The organism is Streptomyces sp. NPDC002306 (assembly GCF_053593435.1).
In genome coordinates this window covers 19,545-41,876 of record NZ_JBSFCK010000002.1, presented here as the reverse complement: position 1 = coordinate 41,876, position 22,332 = coordinate 19,545, and the positions used below count along the sequence as shown (strand labels likewise).

General features: G+C 73.9%; 19 protein-coding genes. 5 read left to right on the top strand and 14 right to left on the bottom strand.

The window, feature by feature from the left end:
• Nucleotides 1-122: 122 nt before the first annotated feature.
• From ACWCQK_RS04620 to ACWCQK_RS04610, 3 genes are all read right to left on the bottom strand, one after another.
• A complete protein-coding gene (locus tag ACWCQK_RS04620) occupies nucleotides 123-1,100 on the bottom strand; it encodes a hypothetical protein (RefSeq protein WP_451151887.1) in 978 nt (325 codons plus the stop codon).
• A 132-nt stretch (nucleotides 1,101-1,232) separates the two neighbouring features.
• Nucleotides 1,233-2,117 (bottom strand): hypothetical protein, encoded by an 885-nt coding sequence (locus ACWCQK_RS04615; protein WP_451151885.1) that lies wholly within the window; start codon nucleotides 2,115-2,117, stop codon nucleotides 1,233-1,235.
• 221 nt (nucleotides 2,118-2,338) lie between these two features.
• Nucleotides 2,339-3,385 carry an NlpC/P60 family protein gene (locus ACWCQK_RS04610; protein WP_451151883.1) on the bottom strand — a complete coding sequence of 349 codons (1,047 nt, stop codon included), beginning with the start codon at nucleotides 3,383-3,385 and terminating at the stop codon, nucleotides 2,339-2,341.
• 202 nt (nucleotides 3,386-3,587) lie between these two features.
• Between ACWCQK_RS04610 and ACWCQK_RS04605 the strand changes: the two genes are divergently transcribed.
• The gene (locus tag ACWCQK_RS04605) at nucleotides 3,588-3,980 is read left to right on the top strand and encodes a hypothetical protein (protein ID WP_451151881.1); all 393 of its coding nucleotides are present in this window, start codon (nucleotides 3,588-3,590) and stop codon (nucleotides 3,978-3,980) included.
• On the top strand, nucleotides 3,977-5,185 hold the full coding sequence (locus ACWCQK_RS04600; protein WP_451151879.1) for a DUF418 domain-containing protein: 1,209 nt from the start codon (nucleotides 3,977-3,979) through the stop codon (nucleotides 5,183-5,185). The genes ACWCQK_RS04605 and ACWCQK_RS04600 overlap by 4 nt, the downstream gene beginning before the upstream one ends.
• Here the strand turns inward: ACWCQK_RS04600 and ACWCQK_RS04595 are convergent.
• The 8 genes from ACWCQK_RS04595 to ACWCQK_RS04560 form a co-directional block, all read right to left on the bottom strand.
• Entirely contained in the window at nucleotides 5,100-6,908 is a 1,809-nt protein-coding gene (locus tag ACWCQK_RS04595) for a type IV secretory system conjugative DNA transfer family protein (protein ID WP_451151877.1), read from the bottom strand. The genes ACWCQK_RS04600 and ACWCQK_RS04595 overlap by 86 nt on opposite strands.
• Nucleotides 6,896-8,659, bottom strand: coding sequence for an ATP/GTP-binding protein (locus ACWCQK_RS04590; protein ID WP_451151875.1), 1,764 nt, complete (start codon nucleotides 8,657-8,659; stop codon nucleotides 6,896-6,898). The genes ACWCQK_RS04595 and ACWCQK_RS04590 overlap by 13 nt, the downstream gene beginning before the upstream one ends.
• Nucleotides 8,656-10,149, bottom strand: coding sequence for an SCO6880 family protein (locus ACWCQK_RS04585; RefSeq protein WP_451151873.1), 1,494 nt, complete (start codon nucleotides 10,147-10,149; stop codon nucleotides 8,656-8,658). The genes ACWCQK_RS04590 and ACWCQK_RS04585 overlap by 4 nt, the downstream gene beginning before the upstream one ends.
• Nucleotides 10,150-10,325: 176 nt before the next feature.
• A complete protein-coding gene (locus ACWCQK_RS04580) occupies nucleotides 10,326-11,543 on the bottom strand; it encodes a hypothetical protein (protein ID WP_451151871.1) in 1,218 nt (405 codons plus the stop codon).
• A 1-nt stretch (nucleotide 11,544) separates the two neighbouring features.
• Nucleotides 11,545-12,294, bottom strand: a complete 750-nt coding sequence (locus ACWCQK_RS04575; protein ID WP_451151869.1) for a hypothetical protein — start codon at nucleotides 12,292-12,294, stop codon at nucleotides 11,545-11,547.
• 17 nt (nucleotides 12,295-12,311) lie between these two features.
• Nucleotides 12,312-12,617 carry a hypothetical protein gene (locus ACWCQK_RS04570; protein ID WP_451151867.1) on the bottom strand — a complete coding sequence of 102 codons (306 nt, stop codon included), beginning with the start codon at nucleotides 12,615-12,617 and terminating at the stop codon, nucleotides 12,312-12,314.
• Nucleotides 12,618-12,720: 103 nt separating this feature from the next.
• Complete coding sequence (locus ACWCQK_RS04565; protein WP_451151865.1) at nucleotides 12,721-13,008, bottom strand: hypothetical protein; 288 nt, start codon at nucleotides 13,006-13,008, stop codon at nucleotides 12,721-12,723.
• A complete protein-coding gene (locus tag ACWCQK_RS04560) occupies nucleotides 13,005-13,619 on the bottom strand; it encodes a hypothetical protein (protein ID WP_451151863.1) in 615 nt (204 codons plus the stop codon). The genes ACWCQK_RS04565 and ACWCQK_RS04560 overlap by 4 nt, the downstream gene beginning before the upstream one ends.
• A 350-nt stretch (nucleotides 13,620-13,969) precedes the next feature.
• On the opposite strand from ACWCQK_RS04560, the gene ACWCQK_RS04555 reads away from it, so the two are divergent.
• From ACWCQK_RS04555 to ACWCQK_RS04545, 3 genes are all read left to right on the top strand, one after another.
• The gene (locus ACWCQK_RS04555; RefSeq protein WP_451151861.1) at nucleotides 13,970-14,845 is read left to right on the top strand and encodes a lytic transglycosylase domain-containing protein; all 876 of its coding nucleotides are present in this window, start codon (nucleotides 13,970-13,972) and stop codon (nucleotides 14,843-14,845) included.
• An 11-nt stretch (nucleotides 14,846-14,856) separates the two neighbouring features.
• Nucleotides 14,857-15,783 carry a hypothetical protein gene (locus ACWCQK_RS04550; protein ID WP_451151859.1) on the top strand — a complete coding sequence of 309 codons (927 nt, stop codon included), beginning with the start codon at nucleotides 14,857-14,859 and terminating at the stop codon, nucleotides 15,781-15,783.
• A 184-nt stretch (nucleotides 15,784-15,967) separates the two neighbouring features.
• Entirely contained in the window at nucleotides 15,968-16,513 is a 546-nt protein-coding gene (locus ACWCQK_RS04545; protein WP_451151857.1) for a sigma-70 family RNA polymerase sigma factor, read from the top strand.
• Nucleotides 16,514-16,522: 9 nt separating this feature from the next.
• Here the strand turns inward: ACWCQK_RS04545 and ACWCQK_RS04540 are convergent, their stop codons facing one another.
• The 3 genes from ACWCQK_RS04540 to radA all read right to left on the bottom strand — a co-directional run bounded on the left by ACWCQK_RS04540 (nucleotide 16,523) and on the right by radA (nucleotide 22,319).
• Nucleotides 16,523-19,510 carry an AfsR/SARP family transcriptional regulator gene (locus tag ACWCQK_RS04540; RefSeq protein WP_451151855.1) on the bottom strand — a complete coding sequence of 996 codons (2,988 nt, stop codon included), beginning with the start codon at nucleotides 19,508-19,510 and terminating at the stop codon, nucleotides 16,523-16,525.
• A gap of 193 nt (nucleotides 19,511-19,703) precedes the next feature.
• Nucleotides 19,704-20,828 (bottom strand): DNA integrity scanning diadenylate cyclase DisA, encoded by a 1,125-nt coding sequence (disA, locus tag ACWCQK_RS04535; RefSeq protein WP_385775875.1) that lies wholly within the window; start codon nucleotides 20,826-20,828, stop codon nucleotides 19,704-19,706.
• Between the two features lie 81 nt (nucleotides 20,829-20,909).
• Nucleotides 20,910-22,319, bottom strand: coding sequence for a DNA repair protein RadA (radA, locus tag ACWCQK_RS04530; protein ID WP_451151853.1), 1,410 nt, complete (start codon nucleotides 22,317-22,319; stop codon nucleotides 20,910-20,912).
• Nucleotides 22,320-22,332 lie beyond the last annotated feature (13 nt).

Sequence of the window (22,332 nt, the reverse complement as noted above, 5' to 3'; positions counted from 1 at the left end):
GGCTCGGGCAGGGGCCGGGGCCCGCGGTGGGGGGCCGACGCCCGCCGGTCGCGGCGGGCCGGATCCGCGACCGCCGGGCGCCTCGGCTCACTTCTGCCGGGAGGTTCGCCGGCAGGAGGTGTTCAGCGGGCGCCGCCGACAGGGCCGCCGCCGCGCCCGCGACCGCCGTTGGGTCCGGGACCGGGCGGCGGCAGCGGCTGCGCACGGCGGAGCCGCTGGGTCTGCATCGGATCGTCGGCGGCCACCTGCATGGAGGTCGTGCGGGTGATTCCCGGGCTGGGGTCCGCCGAGACCGGCTGCGGCGTCGAACTCTGCCCCGGGAGAGGTGACATGGGGATGGGCGACTGCGACAGCGCCGCGCCGGAGGTGTTCTGGGGCGGCGGCTCGTAGTTGTATCCGGCGGCGGCCGCCCCGGACTGGATACCCATGCCCACCGACTGGTAGAGGTTCTGCTGGCCCACGTTGAGGTCCGCGCGCTGACCGTTCGCGGCCAGACCGGCACCGGTGATGTTCGATGCCGCCAGTGCCGCCTGCGCGGCCGCGTCCCAGTAGTTCCCGCTTCGGTAGGCCTGTGCGCCCTGGTACGCCTGGTAGGCGCCCTTCAGCGCCCCGAACGCGTTGCCCGCGACGTTCAGATTGGCGCCGAGGGTGGTCAGGTTGCCGTCCGCGTCCATCTGGGACTTGCCCGCCGCCTGGAGCAGCAGGGGGGTGGCCTCCATGATGAAGCGCTTGATCGGCTCCTTCTTCTCCGCCACCCAGTCGCCGGCCTTCTTGCTCCACCGGTAGAAACCCGACTGGTTAGCGGCCAGGTACCTCTGCGCCTCGACGTCGTAGATCCCGGCGCCGCCGTCGTGGCCGGGCGGGTCGACGGTGGGGCTGTTGTTGCTGCCGTCGGGCATGAAGGAATCGGTGACACGGATGGCGTCGGCGGGGTCGGCCTGTCGCCGTGACCGGGAGGAGCGGCTGGAGGAGGCCCGGGACGCGGGGGCCGCCTCGAAGCCGCTGGAGCCGGTGACGCTGTAGAAGACGGTGGAGGAGCCGCTGGAATTGGCCGACTCGTGTCCCTCGCTGTCCGAGCCGTTGCCGTTGCTTCCTGGCATTCTGCATGTCCTTTCCTGTGGCAGGAAACCTGCTTGCCGGTGGGCACAACGGGTCCGGGCGGGCGCAGGGTTCAAACGGAGCCGGAGGGCGTGCGCCCCGCGCGTCGGCCCGACGGCCCCTACTGGCGGCCCCTACCGACGGCCCTGCTGTCCGCCCGGCCCGCCGGGCCGTCGGCCGACGGCCGGAGTCGTGGTGCGGGAGGGCCGGGTGGAGGCCGTCGAGCTCTGCCTGCTCGGCGTCGGCGACACGGGGCTCACCGGAGAGACAGAGGCAGGGGGCGAGGGAGTGAGCGCGGGGGACGGGGGCGCGGTGATGGTCGCGGCCTCCGCGGTCAGGCGCTGCGACGGCTCGGCCTCCCGGCCGGGAGCCGGCAGGCCTTGGGCCGGGGGAGCGGGTGCCGCGGGTGCGGCCGTGGGCGGGACGTCGCCCAGTGCTTCCCTGGCATGCGCGCTGACGGCGAAGCGGGCGATCGCCGGCGGCAGGCTCAGCGGGTCTCCCTCGAAGGCCCCGCGCAGCTTGTCGTCGGACCTGACCAGGTGCAGGACCGCGTCCTCGAAGGCCTTCAACTGGTCCGCCGACAGGCGCTGGACGCGGTCCATGACGCCGGCCATCCGGTCGATCGCGGCCTGTTCGGCGGCGGCCGGCTGCCGCCGCCCGGCGCCCTGCCCGGGCGTGGTCCCGGCACCGGGGCGGTGCGCGGCCCAGGGCCCGGGCGGCGTCCACGGTTCCGGTCCGGCGCCCGCTCCCGGCTCGGGTGTGTTTCCTCCCGGCGCGGCTGCGTCGCCTCCCGGCGCAGGTGCGGTGCCTCCCTGATCCGTCCCTGCCCTGCGGCGGCCCCTGAGGCGGCGCAGGGCGGCCCGCAGCATCCGCCAGAACCGCTCCGTCCTGTCGATCCGCTCGCGGTCGCCGCGCTCGTCCCTGAGTCTGGACTCGGCGCGCAGCAGCTCACGGGCGAGGGCGTTGGCGCTCTTGGTCAAACGGTTCCGGTCCCGGGGCCCCGCTTCCGTGCCGGCCATGACACCCCTCTCCGTCCGAAGTGCTCACGCGGGCTACAACGGGGCGGGTAGTGCGGACGGTTCAGCGGCGCGGCCGCGTCCGGCACGTGAGCGTCCGGTACCTAAGCGTCCGGTACCTAAGCGTCCGGTACCTAAGCGTCCGGTACGTATGCGTCCGGTACGTATGCGTCCGGTACGTATGCGTCCGACACGTACACGTCCAGCACGGCCGCGGCCGGCGCTCACGCGTCCGGCCGCACCACCCCCAGAATCTCCATCGACCCCGCCGGGGACACGTACACGAACCGCCCCGGACGAGGGGCCGAGATGATCTTGCCGTCGCCCGTGTAGAGCGCGACGTGGCTGGCGTCGGAGAAATAGATGACGAGGTCGCCGGGGCGCATCCGGGAGACGGGGACGCGGGGGAGCCGGGCCCACTGCTCCTCGGCGGTGCGGGGGATGACGACACCCGCGTGCAGCCAGGCCTGGGAGGTGAGGCCGGAGCAGTCGAAGGAGTCGGGGCCCTCGGCGCCCCAGACGTAGGGCTTGCCCAGTTGCCGCGTGGCGTAGGCGATGGCCTTCCGACCGGCCGCGCTTCCCTCGGTGCCGACCTCGCCGAGGATGCCGGTGCCGACCCACTTCGCCTGGGACCGGTCGGCGGCCCGCTTCTCCAGCGCGGCGAGCCGTTCACGTTCCTTCTTCTGGAGCCGTGACTCCAGCGCGCGGGCCGTGTCGATGCGATCCTCGATCGTCTCGCGGTTCTCGTCCATGGCACGCCGGTCGGCCCGGAGCCGGTTCAGTTCGGCCGTGGCCTCGGCGGTGCGCGTACGCAGCTCCTCGCGGGCCGCCTCCAGCGCCGTCAGCTGCTCCTGGGTGCCCTGCTGCGCCTGCCGGGCCAGCCCGGCGTTGTCCAGCGCGCGCTCCGGGTCGGAGGCGAGGGCGAACTGGATCTCGGCGGGCAGCCCGCCACCGCGGTACTGGGCCCGGGCCGCCGCACCGAGCAGCCGCTTCAGCCGGGCCTCCCGCTGTCCGGCCTGCCGCACCCGGCCGCCCAGGGCGTCGACCTTCCGCTGCTGGGCCGTGGCCCGCTCGTCGGCGGCGTTGTACCGGTCGGTGGCCACCTCGGCCTGGTGGTACAGCGTGTCGAGCTGCTTGCGCACCCCGTCGAGGGTGGTGGGGCCCGGATCGGGGGCCGCCAGCGCGGGTGACGGGGCCGTCGCCGTCAGGGCGCACAGCAGGGTGAGGGCCGCCGCCGTCCGGCGGCCGTGTGCGCGCGGGGTCCGTGTCATGCCGTCCGAAGCTCCCTTCGCAGCCGACGTGGTGACGGCTTCCATGGCACAACGGGGCCGAGGCGCACGGTGGTTCAAGCGGCCATGAGCCCTGTGAACCGGGGCGGGACGACGGCCGTTGTGACCTGTCGTGGTGGCCCACGCCCGACGTGGCGTCGTGGCGACCCGCGCCGGGAAGGCACGCGGACGACAAGGAGACCGGATGGATACGGAGTTGGTGCTGCTCGCCCTGTGCACGGGGATCGGCGGCGGCTTTCTGCTGCTCGCCGTCCGCGCGGTGCTGACGGCCCTACGGCTGTGGGCGCGCGGGGTGCGCGTGACGGGAGCCGTCGCCGCACGGGCCCCGGCGGACCGGAGGCGCGGCGGGCTCGTCGTCTACTCCGATCACCTCGGGCGCGACCGCGTCGTCGATCCGGGGGTGTACGCGGCGCTGTGCGGGCTGCCGCCGGTCGGTGCCGCCGTGCCCGTGGTCTACGTACGGTCGCGGCCCGCGGCGGCCCGGCTGTGGACGCTGCGGCATCTGCTCGCCCCGTCTTTCGGATGGTTCCTGTCCTCGACCGTCGCGTTCGGCACGGCGGTGGTGGTGTCGCCGTGACCGGCGAGGAGCCCGAGCGGGTCCGGGAGCTCGACGTGCTGCGCGGGTTCGCGCTGCTCGGCATCCTGCTCGTCAACGCCCAGATGATGGCGGGCCCGTACACGTCGCTGGGCGGCGGCCCGACGGCCTCCACGCTCGACCGGGCGGCCGCCTGGTCGGTGACCGCGCTGGCCTCCGGCAAGTTCTATCTGCTCTTCTCCTTCCTGTTCGGCTACAGCTTCGTGCTCCAGCGGCGGTCCGCCCACCGGGCCGGCGCCGCGTTCGCGCCGCGTCATCTGCGGCGCGCGCTGGGACTGTTCGGGCTGGGGGCGCTGCACGCCGTGCTGCTCTACCCGGGCGACATCCTGATGACGTACGCGGCGCTGGCACTGGCGCTGTACGGACTGCGCGACCTCGCCCCGCGCACCGCGCTGCGCCTCGCGGCGGGGCTGGTCGTCACCCTGGCCGCGCTGCTGCTGGGGTACGGGCTGCTGACCGTCGCCGCCACCGAGCCGGTCACCCCCGCCGCGTACGCGCCCTACGCCGCCCGCACCGTCGCCGCCTACCGCGGGGGCGTGTCGTCGGTGCTCGGCGCCCATCTGCGCGAGCTGCCGATGATGCTCCGCGCGGACCTGACGTACGCGCCCGACATGCTGGCCGCCTTCCTGGCCGGGCTCGCGGCGGCGAAGGCGCGGCTCGTCGAGCGGCGCGGGCGGGACGCCCGGTGGCTGCGCGCGGTCACCGTCCGCCTGCTGCCGGTCGGCCTGGCCGGCGGGGTGGTGACCGCCTGCTGCGTGAACGGCCCGCTGGACAGCCGCTGGTTCCTCGTCGGGCACGCGGTCGACGTGCTCACCGCACCCGCGCTGACCGCGTCGTACGCCTGCGGGCTGCTGTTCCTGGTGCGCGGCCGGGCGGCCGGAGTGCTCGCCGCGGCCGGGCGGACCGCCCTGACCCACTACCTCAGCCAGTCGCTGGTCCTCGCCCTGGTGTTCACCGGGTACGGCCTCGGGCTCTACGACAGAGCGGGCGCCGCCGCCGTGACGGCGGGCTGCCTGCTCCTCTACTCGCTCCAACTCGCGCTCAGTCACGTCGTGTTGTCCCGAGCGCGCTACGGTCCCGTCGAACTGCTGCTGCGCACCGTCACGCTGGCGCGGCGTCCCGCTCCCAGCGGCTCCGCTTCTCCAGCCGCACCCCACCGGCGGCCCGCGCGGCGGCCCGTGCCGTGATGGCCGCCGACTCCGCCTTCGCCTGCGCGGAGATGGCCTCCGCGCCGGGCTCCTTGTACCAGGGGCGCAGCCGGATCAGCGCCGGGCGGATGCCGGTGGCCAGCAGCAGGGCGGTGCCCTTGGGCAGCGCGCGGATCTTGTCGGGCGGCAGGATCGACTCCTGGCGGTAGGAGTACGACCGCGAGGTGCCCTCCTTGCCGCGGGACAGGCTCGGCGTCCTCACGTCGTGCTGGCCGACCAGGGTCGAGATCTTCTGCACGAAGTCGGCGTCGTCCAGACCGGCGCCGAGCAGCTTGACGGTCGCCGCGCTCCACAGCGCGTCCATCCCCACCTCGCCCCACACCCGGGCGCCCTGCCGGTAACTCTGGAGCAGCGTCACGACGTTGATGCCGCGAGAGCCGAAGTGCGAGTACAGATCGGGGAGGTCGGAGATCCGGCACACGTTGGCGGCCTCGTCGAGGACCGCGGTCAGCGGCGGGTCGAGACGGCCGCCCATGCGTTCGGCGGCCACCACGCCCGCCCGCATCGTCGCGTCCGCGAGGCCCGCGATGACCCCGGCCGCCGAGCCGCCGCCGTCCTTGGACAGCAGGTAGAGCGTGTCCGTGCCGACGACATGCCGGTCGGGGCGGAACTCGGGCAGATAGGGATCGGGGGTCACCCAGGCGAGGATCTCCGGGTCGAGCAGGCAGGACACGGTCTGCCGGGTGGTCTCGTAGATGCCGTCCCTGGTCTCCACCGCGCCGCGCACCGTGCCCTGCAACTGCTCGGCCATCGCGTCCAGTCCGGCGTCGCGCAGCAGGTCCACCGGGGTGCGGTCGGCGGGGTCGGCGAGCCAGCCCAGCAGGTCCTGCACCGAGGCCCCGCAGCGGGCGGCGGCCAGGAACAGCGCCGTGAGGGTGTTCTGCGCGGCCGAGATCCAGAAGTCCTTCTTCGCGTTGTCGTCGTTGACGGACGCGACGAAGTGCCCGGCCAGCCGGCGGGCGCCCTCGATGGTGTGGCAGTCGCCGAGCAGGTTCCACCACATGCCGCGCTCGGTGTGCGCGATGCCCTGCGGGTCGAAGGTCCAGACCCGGCCCGCCCTCGCGCGTTCGGCGCGGGTGACGGCGTACACGTCGGACTTGTTGGACGTGAGCAGGACGGCGCCCTGCGCGCGCAGCACGCGCGGCACCGCGATGCCGGTGGACTTGCCCGCCCGCGGCGCCATCAGGTCGAGTTCGACGTCCTCGTGACTGCTGCGCAGCTCCGGCCCCTTGGGGTCGAGGTCGCCGAGCAGGTTGCCGGTCTCGTCCGGGTGGAGCTGCGCCCGCCCCTTGAGGCCGGGGCGCAGTTCGCGGGCGCGGGCCTCGATGCCCTTGGGGCACATGCTCGCCAGCTCGCGCCGCCCGGCCAGGCCCTTGGTGCGGCCCGCCCGCTCGACGATCAGGCGTACGGCGAGCGCCGCGGGCACCGCGAGCACGGCGAGGAGGGCGATCATGCCGCCGTAGACCGCCACGGGCGGGGTGCCCGGCCACAGGGCGCCGGGCCCCTCGCCGGTCAGCCGGCCGGCCGTGGACAGGGCGAACGGCGGGGCGTGCCAGCCGTGGCCGGTGATCCCGGCGCCCAGAGTGCCGCCCGCCCAGCCGACGGTGAACACGGTGAGGGCGGCCGCGGCGAGGGCCGCGATCGCCCAGGGGGCGAGATCGTGCGCCCCGCTCGCGGAGGGGGATCTGTTCACGCGGTCCACCTCCCGGGCAGGGCCCGCGGCCCCTGCTGGGCGGCCCGCGCCACCTGCGCGGCGGCGCGCGCGACGGACTGTTCCACGGCCGTCTCGTCGGGCGTCCAGCGGGTGTTGGTGTTGTGCAGTTCGCGCTCGGCGTCGGTGATGGCCACCTTGATGGGGATGCCGGGCCGGCCGCCGACCTTGATGAGGAAACGGCCCCGGCCCGGCGGTTCCTCGTGCTCGCCGGTGACGCCCCAGCCGGGCGGCGAGGACCAGGACGACACGAGTTCGATCTCGCGCCGGGACAGGCCCACCACCTTGCCCAGCTCCTCCATCTCGGCTTTCGGCAACCCAGCGCACACCACCATCCCGGCTCGCTCCACGAAACCGCGGGCCTTGGCCCGGTCCGAGTCGGTGCCGAGCGACTCGGCGTCCTTGAGGGTGTGGGTGATCTTGGCGTCGCCGAGGCCCAGGGAGCGGTTGAGGCGGGTCAGCGCGTCGATGCGGTCGACGATGCCGGAGGCGGCCCGCAGCGGGCGCCACAGCTCGTCCAGCACGGTGAAGAACCAGCGCCGGGGCGCGAGTCCGGCGTCCGCGAGGGCGTGCGAGGCGGCCACCGTGCCGAGCCCGTCGGACCAGGCGGCGAGCATCGCGGCGGCGGTGAGCTGGGTGTCGGCCTCACCGATGCCGGAGATGTCGATGCACACGGCGGGCGCGTCCGGGTCGATCCGGGTCGAGGTCTCGGAGGCGAAGGTGCCGCCGAGCGGGCCGTCGAGGATGCCGAGCAGGGAGCGGTGCAGCGGGTCGACCGCGTCCCGGTAGCGGGCGTCGTCCCCACGGTCCAGGGTCACCGCGCGCACCCGGTCCGGGCCCTCGGTGAGCACGCGCAGCAGGTCGGGCAGGAGCGCGGGACGGCCCGGGGTGGTGCGTTCGCGCAGGTGGTGCAGGACCGCGGAGAGCACGGACTGCTCGTGGTCGTCCATCGGCCGGCCGCGCACGATGGTCACCAGCGCGGCCACCATGTTCAGCACCCGGCCGTGCGTCTCCGCCTTCAGCACCTCGCCCGCCTCGCCGCCGATCCGTACCGCCGCCGCGCCCATGGCGCCCGGGTCCAGCACGTTGATGCCGCCCCGGCCGCGGCCGATGGAGATCACCTGGCCGCCCAGGGCGCGCACGGTGTCGGCGTAGTCGGGCTTGAGGTCGCCGAGAACCAGCGGTACGACGCCGGTCGCGCTCAGCCCGATCAGCATCCGGTTGACGAGGGTGGACTTGCCCAGGCCCGGCATGCCGAGCATGAACAGGGACGGGTTGGAGATGTAGCGGGCGCGGGTGAACCAGTTCAGCGGGTCACCGCAGACGGTGGCGCCGGTGAACAGGTGCTGCCCGAGCGGCACTCCGGTCATCGGCGAGCCGGAACCGGCGGCGAACGGCCACATGCCGCAGGCCTGCACGGTGGTGGCCCGCCACATGGTCGGCGGATCCAGGTAGCCGACCCGGCCGCCGCCGGGGCCGTACCAGCCGCGGGGCGGGACGTACAGCTCCCTGGGCCGGGACGCCTTCTCCTTCGTGGTGCCGGACTTCTGCCTTCCCGAGGCGGACTTCTCGGCTCCGGATCTCCCGGAGCCGGACTTCGGGGCCGTCGGCTCTCCGGGCTTCCTCCCCTCCCACGACGGGTCGAGCGGCGCCGGCAGCCCGCCGGGCCCCGCCCGCCACGCCGCCTCCTCGGCGAGCCGGTCCTCGCGTTCGGCCTTCTTCTCCTCGCTCCGGCGGCTCACAGCGCCTCCTGAAGTTCGTGCGGGATCAGGGTCTGCTCCCACGGGAGGATCCCGGCGGGCAGCGTGCAGGTGAACGCGGCCGCCTGCATCCGGTCCGCGGGCCGCATCAGGACCCGGGACGCCGCGGTCAGATTGCGTACGGCGACGGTCGCGTCGGCGAGCTGGTCCAGGTCGTCGACGGTGACCGTCAGCATCAGCGAGAACTCCACGAGGCCCGCGCCCGACGCCTCCTCCATGGCGGTCTGCTCGGCCGCCCGCATCTCGGAGGCGGCCCGCGCCTGCACCATGCCCCGGCCCGAGGTGGCCATGAACTGGGCGGCGCGCCGGTCCGCCTCGACGATCCGCGCCGAGGTCGCCGGGTCGATGGGCCGGTAGACCAGCGCCACCCGCTTGCGGCGGGTGCCGGAGGTGACCTCCAGCAGGTTCCTGAGCACCGAGGACCGTACGGTGCCGCGCGGCGCCAGGGTGAGCAGCCAGGTCCGGGAGACCCCGGAGTCGTGCTGGTAGTTGCCCACGGTCTCCACGGCGGCGGCCGGTCCGGCGTCCTCCCACTCCAGGCCCGTACCGCCGTACTGGGCGCGGGCGTCGAGGACGTCGGGGGCGACCGCGGGGTCGTAGGCGACCCGGACGACCTCCGCGATCCGCTCGGCCGACAGCGGGTACGCGGCCCCGCCGCCGGCCGCGACGAGCCCGCTGAGCAGGCCCGGGATCCGGATGGCGAGGTCGGTGATGACGTCATCCCTGCTGCGCTTCTGGCCGGGCGGCATGCCGTAGGTGAGGGTCACGTAGGTGTGCATCTCCGAGGACGCGGTCGGGTAGCGCTCGACGACCTCCTCCATCACCGCGCGGGCGGCGGGCGGCGCGTCCGGGCGGATGCGGGGCAGCACCTCGTGGGCGAGGGCGGTGCCGGGGTCGGGCGCGGTCTCCACGATCAGGGAGGCGCCGCGCAGCCCGGGTTCGTGGGCCAGCCGGGCCAGCCACTCGCCCCACAGCGCCACCCACACGTCGACCTGGTCGGGGTCGACCAGGGAGCCGCCGTCGGGGTCGCAGCCCAGCACGATCGTGTACAGGTTGCGCACCGGGTGGTGCAGGACGCCGAAGGGCCGGTCGTAGGCGTCCCGGCCCTCGACGGCGGTGACCTTGTTGAGCAGTCCCGGCGGCCGGAACCGTCCGCCGGGCCGGGCGGACAGCGGTCCCGAGACGTACAGGTGCGCGCCCTTGGCCTTGCGGTTGCGCCAGCCGATGCGCAGGGCGAGCAACTGGTAGACGTTGCGTCCGTCCTGGGTGCGGACGGCGAGCGGGGTCAGCAGCACCACGACCGGGACGAACACGACCAGCGCCGCGTACAGCGAGATCAGGGACGCGAGCAGGGTGACGACGAGGCCGCCGAAGACGCCGAACGTGCCGACGAGCCCGAGCGGTCCGAGTCCCGGCCGCCGGGGGCGGCGCCAGTTTCCGTAGGTGGGACGGGTGACGGCTTCCGTGGACATGGGGTTCGGTCTTCCTTCCTGAGGTGGTGGGTCACGACGCCGGGGCCCCCGGAGACCCGGGAGCGGGGAGGGCCGCCGGACCCCGCGGGGGGAGCGGTGGTCCGGCGGCCCGTTCAGGGGCGGCCACGAGCGGGCCCGGGCCCCTGGGACAGGGCCCGGCCGCCCGGCCGCCGGGGTCAGCGGTGCGAGCCGTGGCTGGGGTTGTGGCCCTGGTCGCCGTCGGCGCCCTCCAGGGATCCCGAGGCGGCTCTGCCGACCACCTGGGCCGCGGTCACCGCCGCGGCGACCACCGCGCCGGCCGGTCCGCCGGCCGCTGCCGCCGCCCGTCCGGCACCGGCGCCCGCGGCGCCCGCCCCGGCTCCGCCGCCCGAGCCGCTCGCGCCCGCCGAACCGGAGCCGCTCGCGCCCTTCGAGGCGGCCGGACCCGAGCCGCCGGACAGGCCGGACGCGCCGCTCGGACCCGTCCCGCCGGAGCCCGATCCGCCGCTGCCGCCGAGTGACCGGGCGCCGCTGGCCAGGGCACCGCCCGCCGCCTGCGCCCCGCTGCCGTACGCGGAGGCACCGCCGAGCGCGGCGGTGGCGGGCACCACGAGTTTCAGCAGGGCCGGCAGGGCGACCGCGGACAGCAGCATCACGCCGATACCGGCGATGCGTTCGTTGACCGCGCTGCCGCCCTGCGCGCTGTCCCCGCTCGCCACGAGCATCTCCGAGCCCGCGTACAGCACCAGACCGGCCGCGGGCTTGTACAGCAGCCAGGCGATCATCCAGCCGATGTGCTTGCGCCACCAGCCGCCGCCCCAGTCGGTCATCGACGCCGCGGCGGCCAGCGGGAGGGTGCCGAGCAGCAGGATCATGACGCCGAGCCGGATGTACATCAGGATCGTCTGGATGATGCCGGCGATCAGCAGCAGGAAGGCGAGGATCAGCAGCAGGAAGGGTTCGATCCCGGAGCCGTCCGAGCAGGCGCCGACCTTGCTCAGCGCGTTCTGGGCGCCCGCGTTGAACAGGTGGGTGGCGTAGCTGTCGGCGACGGCGGCGGCCGCGGTGACGACGGTGGTGGCGGCACCCGAGACCACGATGACCCGGAGCATCCCCTTCAGCGCGGTGGTGCCCGCGGTGCCGCGCCGTTCGATGGCCATCCGGGCGGACGCGAAGAGCATCGAGCCGACCGCGAGGTAGACCACCAGCCACTGCGTCTGGCCGTTGACGTTCTTCGCCGTGGTGGTCCCGGTCAGGGTGGGCACCCCGGTGGTCAGGGCCCCGAACACCGCGATGGCGCCCGCGAGGACGGTATTGGCGATCAGTTGGACGATGGTGCCGATCGGGTTGCCCAGGAAGTCGAAGAAGCCCTTCACGAGGTCGAGGACCGGGCTGCCGGTGGAGCCGCAGTTCATGTCACGCTCCCCACAGGACGTAGCCGGCGGGGTTGCCCTGGACCGCGGTCACCGGGGTGTGCAGGGAACCGCCGTCGTCGGGCAGCACCTTCCAGTCCCCGTCGCTCCAGCGCAGCGCGATGGTGGTCTGCGCGTAGCCCTGCCCGGTCCTGATCAGCAGGCTGACGTTCGCCGCGCGGCCGGTGTACGAGGTCACCGTGAAGCCCGCGTACGAGCCGACGGAGGCGCCGGGGCTCTGCTCGGCGCTGTCGATGTTCTGGACGGTCGCGCGCTGGAACTCGAACAGGTCGCGTCCGCGTCCGGCCACCACCTGCTGCCGGCTGGCGGTCCTCCAGCCCGACCCGCTCATGGTGGAGGGGATCACGGTGGCGGCCAGCGCGGCCCCGACGGGCGTGTGGGCGTAGCACCAGCGCAGCGGTCCGCTCGTCCGGGTCGGTCCGGAGGAGGCGGAGACGGGCACCCGCGCGATGCCGAGCGCGTGCCAGCTGATGTCCCGCGGTGCGGAGCCGGGCAGCGCGTCACCCGCGCTGTCGTCGGTGCGGCAGCCCTCGGGGCGGCCGTTCAGGGGCACGGAGGTGCCGGACAGCGGGCCGTCGGACGCCGGCGCGCTCGTGTCGTCGCGGTCGGACGTCAGCGCGACGAACCCGCCCACCAGCACCACGAGGCCGAGGAATCCCGCCGACAACCGCCAGTTGCGTTGCTTCCAGTACGGACCGGACTCCTCGGCCCGCCGCTGCCTGCGTATGCGCATCCCGACCGTCCGCCCGCTCATGCGAAGACGAAGCTGACCAGCGGCCCGGCGGTGGCGACCAGCACACAGCCGCCGAGCACCATGCCGAGACGGCTCATGTGTTCCGAGCTCTCGCCGCGCTTGAGGGAGACGGCCATCATCGCGCCGGTGATCAGCACGCCGAGCACGCCGGCCGCGGTACCCGCCCAGGCCACGATGCCGAGGACCGTGTTGACCTTGCCGGTCAGCGCGTCGGGGGCGTTGCTCACCGGCTGGGGCACACCGCCGGAGGGGGCGGCTGCGGCGCTGATGACGGTGGAGGCTTCGAGGAACAGTGAGGACATGACATCTCCGTGGAGTCGGTGCCCCGCGTGCGCGGGAGCGTGACCGGCGGTGGGGGAAGGTGCGCGAGGGCCTACGGCCCGGGAAGGACGGATCGCCGAGGGCTCACGGCCCGAGGAGGGACAGGTCGCCGAGGAACGACACGAGGGGACCGGCGGTCGCGGCGAGCAGGCAGGCCAGGGTGACGAAGAAGACGCCGCGGAAGTGTGCGCCGCCCTCGCCCGGTTCGCCGCGGTTGAGCTGGACGGCCATGTTGATGCCGACGACCATCAGGCCGAAGACGCCGCCCGCCGTGGCGCACCAGGCGAGGAGGTTGATGATCGTGTGCGCGCCCTCGGGCGGGGTGTAGGTGTCGGCCAGCAACCGGGCAGCACTGGACAGGGCCGGGGTCATGACCTGGCCTCCTTGTCGTGGCGCTCGCCGCCCACCAGTTCGGCGAGCGCGTCGAACTGCCGGGGCAGCACCTTCGGGGTGCCGCCCCGGCGCCAGGCCGGTATCCACGGCACCCGCCGTACCGGGACGGCCGACCGCAGGACGCGGATGCGCCGCAGCAGCGCGAGCGGCAGGCGGCCGGGCGCGTCGGCGACGAGGACCACGGCGAGCAGGTCGAGTCCCTGCGGGGCGCGCCCGTCGTTCAGCGCGCCGAGCGCCTGGGACACGGACCGCAGTCCGCGGGCGCTGGTCCGTCCGACGAGCACGATCCGCCGTGGCTCGCCCCGCGACGGGTCCGGCCAGCGGGATCCCACGTCGGTCCCGCCGAGCACCTCGATCAGCGAGGTGACCCCGGCACCGCCGTGCGCCTTGACCCAGCCGACCTCGTCCCGCGACCTGCCCCGGACCGGCCCGGTCCGGCGGGGCGCGCCCCAGGCCGGCTCGGGGGACGGGGCGGCGGAGAGGCGGCTCGGGGACTGCGGGGCGGACCCGTTCGCGGACCGCGGGGCGCTCCGGCCGGGCGCTTGCGCAGGTACGACGGTCTGCGCCGGTACGACCGCTTGCGCCGGCACGGCGGTCTGCGCAGGTACGACCGCTTGCGCAGGTACGACCGTCTGCGCCGGCACGACCGCCTGCGTCGATACAGGGGCGGGGGCTGGGGCGGAGGCGGGCGGGGGTGCCGGCCGAGGGCTGCTCGGCCCCCGGACCCAGCCTCCCGCCCGGCCCGACGGCGTCACCGAAGGCGTTTCCATACCTGCCCCGCCCCCTCTTGCCTCGTGTGTCCGCTGCTCTGGCTCATTTGGTTTCCACTGGTTTGAACTTATTCGTCCCGTGGCCCGTTTCGATCTGCCGAGCCCGTCGGACAGCACAACGGGCCGTCCTGGCACAGCGGTTCAAGGTGAGGGGAAGAAGGCGGACAGCCATGGGCGTGGACACGGGAGACAAGAGCGGCACTTCATCGCGGGCGCCGGCTCAGCAGGACGAGGAGGGCGGGTCGAACGCCGTCAGGAACACGGCGATCGCCGCCGGCGGCGCCGGTTGCCTGCTCTTCCCGCTCGGCCTGGCCGGCGGGACCGTCATCGTCATCGTCTTCTGCGGGTTCGGGGTGCTGCTGGCCCCGCTGATCGCGATCTATCTGCTCTTCCACAGCATCTTCGGCGGTGGGGGCGGCGGAGACATCCCGGGTCCGAGCGACGCGAGTTCGGTGCTGGCCGTCTTCCAGGGCGACGGGCAGGGCGACCTGGACACCTCGACGGTCCCCGAGAACCTGGTGGATCCCATCCAGAAGGCCGGCGCGATCTGCAGCGCCATCGGCCCGATCGTGATCGCGTCCCAGATCGAGAGGGCGTCCGGCTTCAACGCCTCCCTGGTCGGCCCGGACGGCAGGCAGGGCATCTCACAGCTTCCGCCCGCCGTCTTCACGCAGTACGGCAAGGACGACGACGGCAACGGCAAGACCTCCGCGCTGGACGCGAAGGACTCGATCATGGCCCAGGGACGCTACATCTGCGATCTGGCCGGCCAGGCGCAGAAGATGATCGACGCCAACGAGGCCACGGGCAGCGTCCTGGATCTCGCCCTGGCCGGCTACGACGTGGGGATGGACGCCGTCCGCGCGGCCAAGGGTGTGCCGAAGACGGCCGAGGCGCAGGGCTATGTCGCGGCCGTCCGCGCCCAGTTCGCCAAGTACGCGGGGGTCGCGGCCATCCCGTCGGGCACGCCCACGCCCACCGGCATCCAGACCGCCCTGCCCGCCGCCGTTCCCACCGAGTCCCTCGACCCGACATCCGCCTCATGAGGAGGACGGCCATGACCCGCTACGAGGTGTTCATCTCCGACGAAGGGCTCGCCACGATCGACGGGGAACCGCTCGTCCCCGCGACGGGGCAGTCCGTGCACGAGGCGGTACTGGATCAGTTGCAGCGGTACGCCGCGGAACGGGCCGCCGCGGTCGAGGCGACCGTGAACGAGGGCCCCGAGGACGGCCACTTCGTCCTGGAGGTGTCCCCGGACGGCTCCAGCCGCCTCCTCACCACCACGGCGGCGGATCCCGGCCCCGACTCCGGACCCGACCCCGTACCCGAATCTGTATCCGCGCCGGAGCCGGAGCCGGAGCCGGAGCCCGGGCCCGGGCTCGAATCCGGACCCGCGCCCGCGCCCGTGCCGGAATCCGAACCACAGGCCGCGGTCGGCGGTGCCGGTGCCGGTGCCGGTGGCGCTAAGGCCGTCGCCACCGCCGTGGCCCGGGCCACCGCCGCCGCCCGGGCCGCCGGCGTCGCGCCCGCCGTGGACGTGCCCTCCGAACTCGCCGGCCGGATCGGCCGTATCCACGAACTCGCCGCCGCCGGCCGGCTGGACGAGGCGTACGTCCTCGCGACCGCACTGCGCGAGAGCCTGACCGACGAGGCGGGCGCCGACCATCCGCACGCGCTGGAGGCGCGGGCCGTGGAGGCCTACATCGCGCACCTGTGCGGCGACCACCGTGAGGCCGTCGTGCTGGCCCTGGCGGTGGCCCGCATCCGGTGCCGTGCCGGGGACCGGCGGGCGCCGGAGGAGGTGGCGAGGGCGGCGGCCGCCTGGCAGTGGCTCGACGACGACCGCGCGGCCGCGGCGCACGGGCGTGAACTGCTCTACATGTGGGACCGGTTGGAGCCCGGCGGCCTGCCGCCGGGGCACGGGGAACTCGCCGGGCGGGTCCGCAGGCGCGTCGACGCGCTGGAGGCCGCCTTCGTCTGACCTGCCCCGCACACGGCAGGGCCTGCGCGTATATCGCCGTCCCCGTCGTGTGGACCGATCGTCGATCGCCTCGTGGACCGCATGTCAACCGAACATGCATCACCCGTCGCGACACTCCGAGCTCAGGAGACCCGGACCCGGGCGGCGTACCGGGGCGGGCCACCCCGAGGAGCAGGAGCACACCATGAACGTGACGGTCATCGGATCGGCCCGCGCCGTCTCCGCCGAGGAGCGGGCGCTGCGCGACCTCTACCTGGAACACGGCCCGGCGCTCTACTCGTACGTGCTGCGCATGCTGGGCGGGGACACGCACCGCGCGGAGGACATCATCCAGGAGACGTTGCTGCGCTGCTGGAACAAGCAGACCCTGGCGGACGGCGAGGGGATGGCGGTCCGCCCCTGGATGTTCCGGATAGCCCGCAACCTCGTCATCGACGCGCACCGCACGCGCACGGCCCGGCCGACGGAGATCGGCGGCAACTCCTGGCTGAGCGACATGTGCGCCGAGGTCGACGACATCGACCGGATGCTGTCGGCGATGGTGGTGCGCGACGCCCTGCGGTCGCTGACCCCGGCGCACCGCGAGGCGCTGGGGGCGACGGTCTTCGCGGACCGCACCACCCAGCAGGCGGCCGAGTTCCTGGGCGTCCCGCAGGGCACGGTGAAGTCCCGGGTGTACTACGCCCTGCGCAGCCTGAGGTCCGCGCTGGAGGACAACGGGGTGAGCTGAGCGGCCCCGTCACACGGCTGGTTCCGCCTCCCCCGCCGCCAGCTCGCGCAGCCGGCGCCGTACCACGTCCGCCTCCGGGTGGGCGAGTTCCTCCAGCCGGGTGACCGCCGTCGCCAGGGCCGTGCGAGCGGCGTCGCGATCGCCGGTGGCGAGATGCGCGTCGGCGAGGTGGCGCAGCACGTCGGCCTCGAGATACCGGTCGCCGATCCCGTGGAACAGGCGTGTCGACAGCTCGAAGCGTTCGATGGCCTCCGGGTGGCGGGCGAGGTGGTGCAGGGCGTAACCGAGGGTGTCCTGGGTGGACGCCTCGCCGTAGGGGTCGCCGAGCTCCTGGTAGAGCACGACGGCCTCCGCGCAGTGTTCGAGCGCCTTCTCGTGCTCGCCGATGAGGATGTACGTCCACGCGACCTGGTTGAGCACACCGGCCTCGCCGCTGACGTCGCCCTCGGACCGGTACAGCTCGACGGCCCGCGCGTAGTGGTCGAGCGCCGCGCCGCGGCGGTCCGTCCGGTTGCACAGGTAGGCGAGGCCGCGGTGGGCCCGGGCCTGGCCGCTCGCGTGGTCCGCCGTGCGGAACAGCTCCAGCCCGTGTTCGAGGTGCTCCCGCGCCTGTGCCGCGTGATCGAGCTGCGAGTGCGCCACCCCCAGCCCGCACAGGGAGTAGGCCTGGCCGGTCACGGAGCCCAGCCGCCGGGCCGACCGCAGTGCCGCGGTGTTGATCTCCAGGAGGTCGTGCCAGTAGCCGAGCCGGTTGAAGTAGACGTCCAGGGCGGCCGCGGTGCACCAGGCGTGGGTGTCGAAGCCGTGCGCGGCGGCGTGTCCGACGATCTCGCGCAGGACGGACCGCTCGGTGCGCAGCCATGCCGTCGCCTGTGCCCGGTCGCTGAACCGCAGCGGTGCCACGTCCGTTGTGCCCGGTGGCAGGGGGATCACCTCGCGGAACGGATCGAGGACGGCGGCGGCATGGCGGGCGGTGAGCAGGAAGTGATCGTGCATCCCCAGCAGCGCCGCGCCCCGCTCCGGTTCGCCGTCCTCGTCCTCCATGAGCTCGGTGGCGTACGCGCGCAGCAGGTCGTGGACGTCGAACCGGCCGGGGGCCCGCTCGATGAGCAGACTCGCCCCGGTCAGTTCGGTCAGCACGGAGCGCACCCGGCGCAGCGGGACGCCGGCCAGCGCGGCGGCCGCGTCGGTGGTGATGTCGGGGCCCGGGTGCAGCGCGAGCCGGCGGAAGAGACCGGCGGCCTCGGGCGACAGGGCGCGGTAGGACCAGGAGAAGACGGCGCGGGCGTCGGTGCCGAGATCGCCGCCGGAGAAGGCGTCCAGGCTTCCGTGGTCCTGGCGCAGCTCCGCGGCGATGTCGGCGAGCCGGAAGCCGGGGTGCAGGGCGGCGCGCGCCGCCACGATCGACAGGGCCAGCGGCAGCCGGGCGCACAGGCCGACGATGACCCGGGCGGCCTCCGGCTCGGCGTCGACGCGTGCGTCGCCCAGCCGCCTGGCCAGCAGTTCGAGGGATTCCCCGGCGGACAGCGGGCCCAGCGTGACGGGATGGGCGCCGTGCCGGGCGACCAGGCCGCTGAGCCGGCTGCGGCTGGTGACGATGACGAGACAGCCGGGGGTGGCGGGCAGCAGCGGTCCGACCTGCTCGGTGTCGACCGCGTTGTCCAGCACGATCAGGACGCGTCGGCCGGCCAGCACACTGCGGAAAAGGGCGGCCCGCGCGTCGAGCCCCTCGGGGACCGCCTGCGGGGCGAGGCCGAGCGCCACGAGGAACGTCTCGATCGCCTCGCCGGGATCCATCCGGGAGGCGGACGGGCCGTGACCGCGGAGGTTGACGTAGAGGCTGCCGTCGGGGAACCGGTGGGCGATCCGGTGCGCCCAGTGCACGGCGAGGGTGGTCTTGCCCGCGCCCGCCATACCGTTGATCAGGCCGATCACCGTGGTCCGCGGATGCTCCCGGTGCGGCAACAGTGCGCCGACAGCGTCAAGTTGGGCCCGGCGGCCGGTGAACGTCGCGAGGTCGCTCGGCAGTTGGCTCGGTCGTACGGCGCCGAGGGGGAGGGCGGGATCGCCCGGGCCGGTTCCGGTTCCGGTGCCCTGGCCGACGTCCGTGTCGAGGCCGCCCGCGTCCTCGTCGAAGGGCGGACCGGCCCCGCCGCCTCCCGTCGTCGTACCGGAGGCGGTGCCGGTGTCCGACGCCACGTGCCGGGACGGCCCGGGCGGACCGGGATCGTCCGCGAGGAACCCGGCGTGCAGGGCGCGCAGCAGCGGGCCGGGTTCGATGCCGAGTTCCTCGGCGAGGGTGCGGCGTGTGCGGTCGTACACGTCGAGGGCCTCGGCCCGGCGCCCGCTGCGGTACAGCGCGACGAGGAGCAGCTCGCAGAGCGCCTCGCGCAGCGGGTAGGTCTCGTGCAGGGCGGTCAGTCCGGGCAGCACCTGGGTGTGCCGGCCGAGGTCGAGTTCGATGCGCAGCCGCAGCTCCAGCGCGGCCAGCCGCCGTTCCTCCAGTTGTCTGCGCTCGATCTCGGCGCGTGGACCGGGTACCCCGGCGAGCGCGGTGCCCTCCCATAACTCGAGCGCACCGCGCAGCAGTTGTGCGGCGGCCTGGTCGTCTCCCGCGGTGCGCCGGGTCTCGGCCCGGGCCATGAGGTCCTCGAATTGGTCGATGTCGCCGAGGACGGTGTCGCGGCGCAGGGCGTACCCGTCGCCGAGGGACACCAGGAGCCGCGGCGCCTCGTTCGCGGGCCGGTCGGGTTCGAGGAGTCCGCGCAGCCGGGAGACGTAGGTCCGCAGTACGGAGACCGCGGCCGTCGGCGGTTCGGAGCCCCAGATCCCGTCCACGAGTTCACCGACGCCGACCGCCCGGCCGCCGCGCAGGAGCAACAGCGCGAGGACGGCGCGCTGCTGGGGCGGTCCGAGCGCCAGCTCGGTGTCCTGCCGCCAGACGCGCAGCGGCCCCAGCACGCAGAACCGGAACGATTCCTTCGCACGTGCGTCCACGCGCAGGACAGTAACGCCCGAGGGCTAAGGCCGTCAGGTCGAACACACATTCCTGGACACGCGTACGACGGCCCGCCGTGGCGCATGGGCCCGTACGGCGGCGGTCCCGGCCGTGTGGCCTGCGCCACGTCGGCCCTTGAACCGTGTCCGGCGGGCAGCACCTGGCGCCGCGAGGGGACTTTCGAAGAACGCCCTAGACGTACCGCTCCAGGATCGACGACTCCGCCAGCCGCGACAGGCCCTCCCGGACGCTGCGGGCCCTCGCTTCGCCGACGCCGTCGACCGTCTGGAGGTCGTCCACACTGGCGGCGAGCAGCTTCTGCAGGCCGCCGAAGTGCTCCACCAGGCGGTCGATGATGGCGCCCGGCAGGCGCGGGACCTTGGCCAGCAGCCGGAAGCCGCGAGGGGACACCGCCGAGTCGAGGGCCTCGGGGGAGCCGGTGTAGCCCAGCGCTCTCGCCACCGTGGACAGTTCGAGGAGCTCGGCGTGGCTGAGGGCGTCGAGTTCGGCGAGGGCCTCGTCGACCGTGCGGGAACGCTTGGCGGTGGGCTCCGGGACATAGTCCCGGACGACCAGTTCGCGCTCGGGTTCCACGCCCGCGATCAACTCGTCGAGCTGAAGGGCGAGAAGACGGCCGTCCGTGCCCAGTTCGACCACGTATTCGGCGATCTCGGTGGCGATGCGGCGCACCATCTCCAGCCGCTGGGAGACCGCCGAGACGTCCCGGACGGTGACCAGGTCCTCGATCTCCAGCGCTGACAACGTTCCCGCGACCTCGTCGAGGCGGAGCTTGTAGCGCTCCAGGGTCGCCAGGGCCTGGTTGGCGCGGGACAGGATCGCCGCCGAGTCCTCCAGGACGCGGCGCTGGCCGTCGACGTAGAGGGCGATCAGCCGCATGGACTGGGAGACCGAGACCACCGGGAAGCCGACCTGTTTGGAGACCCGGTCCGCCGTGCGATGCCGGGTGCCCGTCTCCTCCGTGGGGATCGTGGGATCCGGCAGGAGCTGCACGCCCGCGCGCAGGATCTTCGACAGGTCCGAGGACAGGACGATGCCGCCGTCCAGCTTGCACAGCTCACGCAGGCGCGTGGCGGTGAACTCGACATCCAGGACGAATCCGCCCGTGCACATCGACTCGACGGTCTTGTCGGACCCGAGCACGATGAGTCCGCCGGTGTTGCCGCGCAGAACCCGCTCAAGGCCGTCACGCAGGGCCGTACCGGGAGCCACGGCGCTCAGCGAGGCGCGCATCAGGCCATCGGTACCGGAACTCCCACCGGACTTTCCGGGAGCTGCCACCCGGTCGTTGGCTGCCACTGCACTCCTCCGGTCGCAGGTTCTGGTGCGCTCCCGTTTCGCGCACTCTTTTCGTACGGACGGGCGAGACCAGGGCAAAGTCTACCGGCGGTCCTCCTCCTCCCGTGGGGCGTCTCGGCGACGCGAGCGCGGAAGGACCCGCAGGGCGTCCCCTATGTCGGCGACTTCCAGGACCTTCATGCCGGCCGGGACCTTGCCGGGGTCACCCGGCACGAGCGCGTGGGTGAAGCCCAGACGGTGGGCTTCGGAGAGCCGGCGCTGGACGCCCGTGACCCGCCTGACCTCCCCCGCGAGGCCCACTTCGCCGATCGCGACGAGGTTCTTCGGCAGCGGGGTGTCGCTCGCCGCCGACGCGAGGGCGAGCGCGATGGCCAGGTCCGCGGCGGGCTCCGTGAGCTTCACCCCGCCCACCGTCGCGGAATAGATGTCCCGCTTGCCGAGGGCGCTGATCCGGCCCCGCTGCTCCAGGACCGCGAGCATCATCGAGACGCGGGAGGTCTCCAGACCGGAGGTCGTACGGCGCGGGGAGGGGATCTGCGAGTCGACGGTGAGGGCCTGGACCTCGGCCACCAGCGGGCGGCGGCCCTCCAGGGTGACCGTGAGGCAGGTGCCGGGCACCGGTTCGTCGCGACGGGTCAGGAAGAGTCCACTCGGGTCGGTGAGACCGGTGATGCCCTCGTCGTGCAGCTCGAAGCAGCCGACCTCGTCCGTGGCGCCGTAACGGTTCTTGACGCCTCGCACCAGGCGCAGGCGCGCGTGCCGGTCGCCCTCGAAGCTGAGGACGACGTCCACCAGGTGCTCCAGCAGGCGCGGACCCGCGATCGCGCCGTCCTTGGTGACATGGCCCACCAGGAGGGTGGACATCCCGCGCTCCTTGGAGGCCCGGATCAGGGCTCCCGCCACCTCGCGCACCTGGGCCATGCCGCCGGGCGCGCCGTCGATCTCCGGGGAGGCCACCGTCTGCACGGAGTCGAGGATCAGCAGCGACGGCTTCACCGCGTCCAGGTGGCCGAGCACGGCGGAGAGATCGGTCTCGGCGGCGAGGTACAGATGGTCGTCGATGGCCTTGATGCGGTCGGCGCGCAGCCGGACCTGGCTCGCCGACTCCTCGCCCGTGACGTAGAGCGTGCGGTGCTCGTCGCTCGCCGACTTCGCGGCGACGTCGAGGAGCAGGGTCGACTTGCCCACGCCGGGCTCGCCCGCGAGGAGGACGACCGCGCCGGGCACGAGTCCGCCGCCGAGGACCCGGTCCAGCTCGGGCACCCCGGTCGTCCGGGCGGTGGCCTGGCGGCTGTCGACCTGCCCGATGGGCACCGCGGAGGTGGTGACACGGCCCGGCGCCGTCGTACGGACGGCGGGCGCGCCGTACTCCTCGACCGTGCCCCAGGCCTGGCACTCGGAGCAGCGGCCGAGCCATTTGGCCGTCTGCCAGCCGCACTCCGTGCAGCGGAAGGACGGACGGTCCTTGGTGGTCTTCGTACGGGCAGCCATGACGAAACCGTAG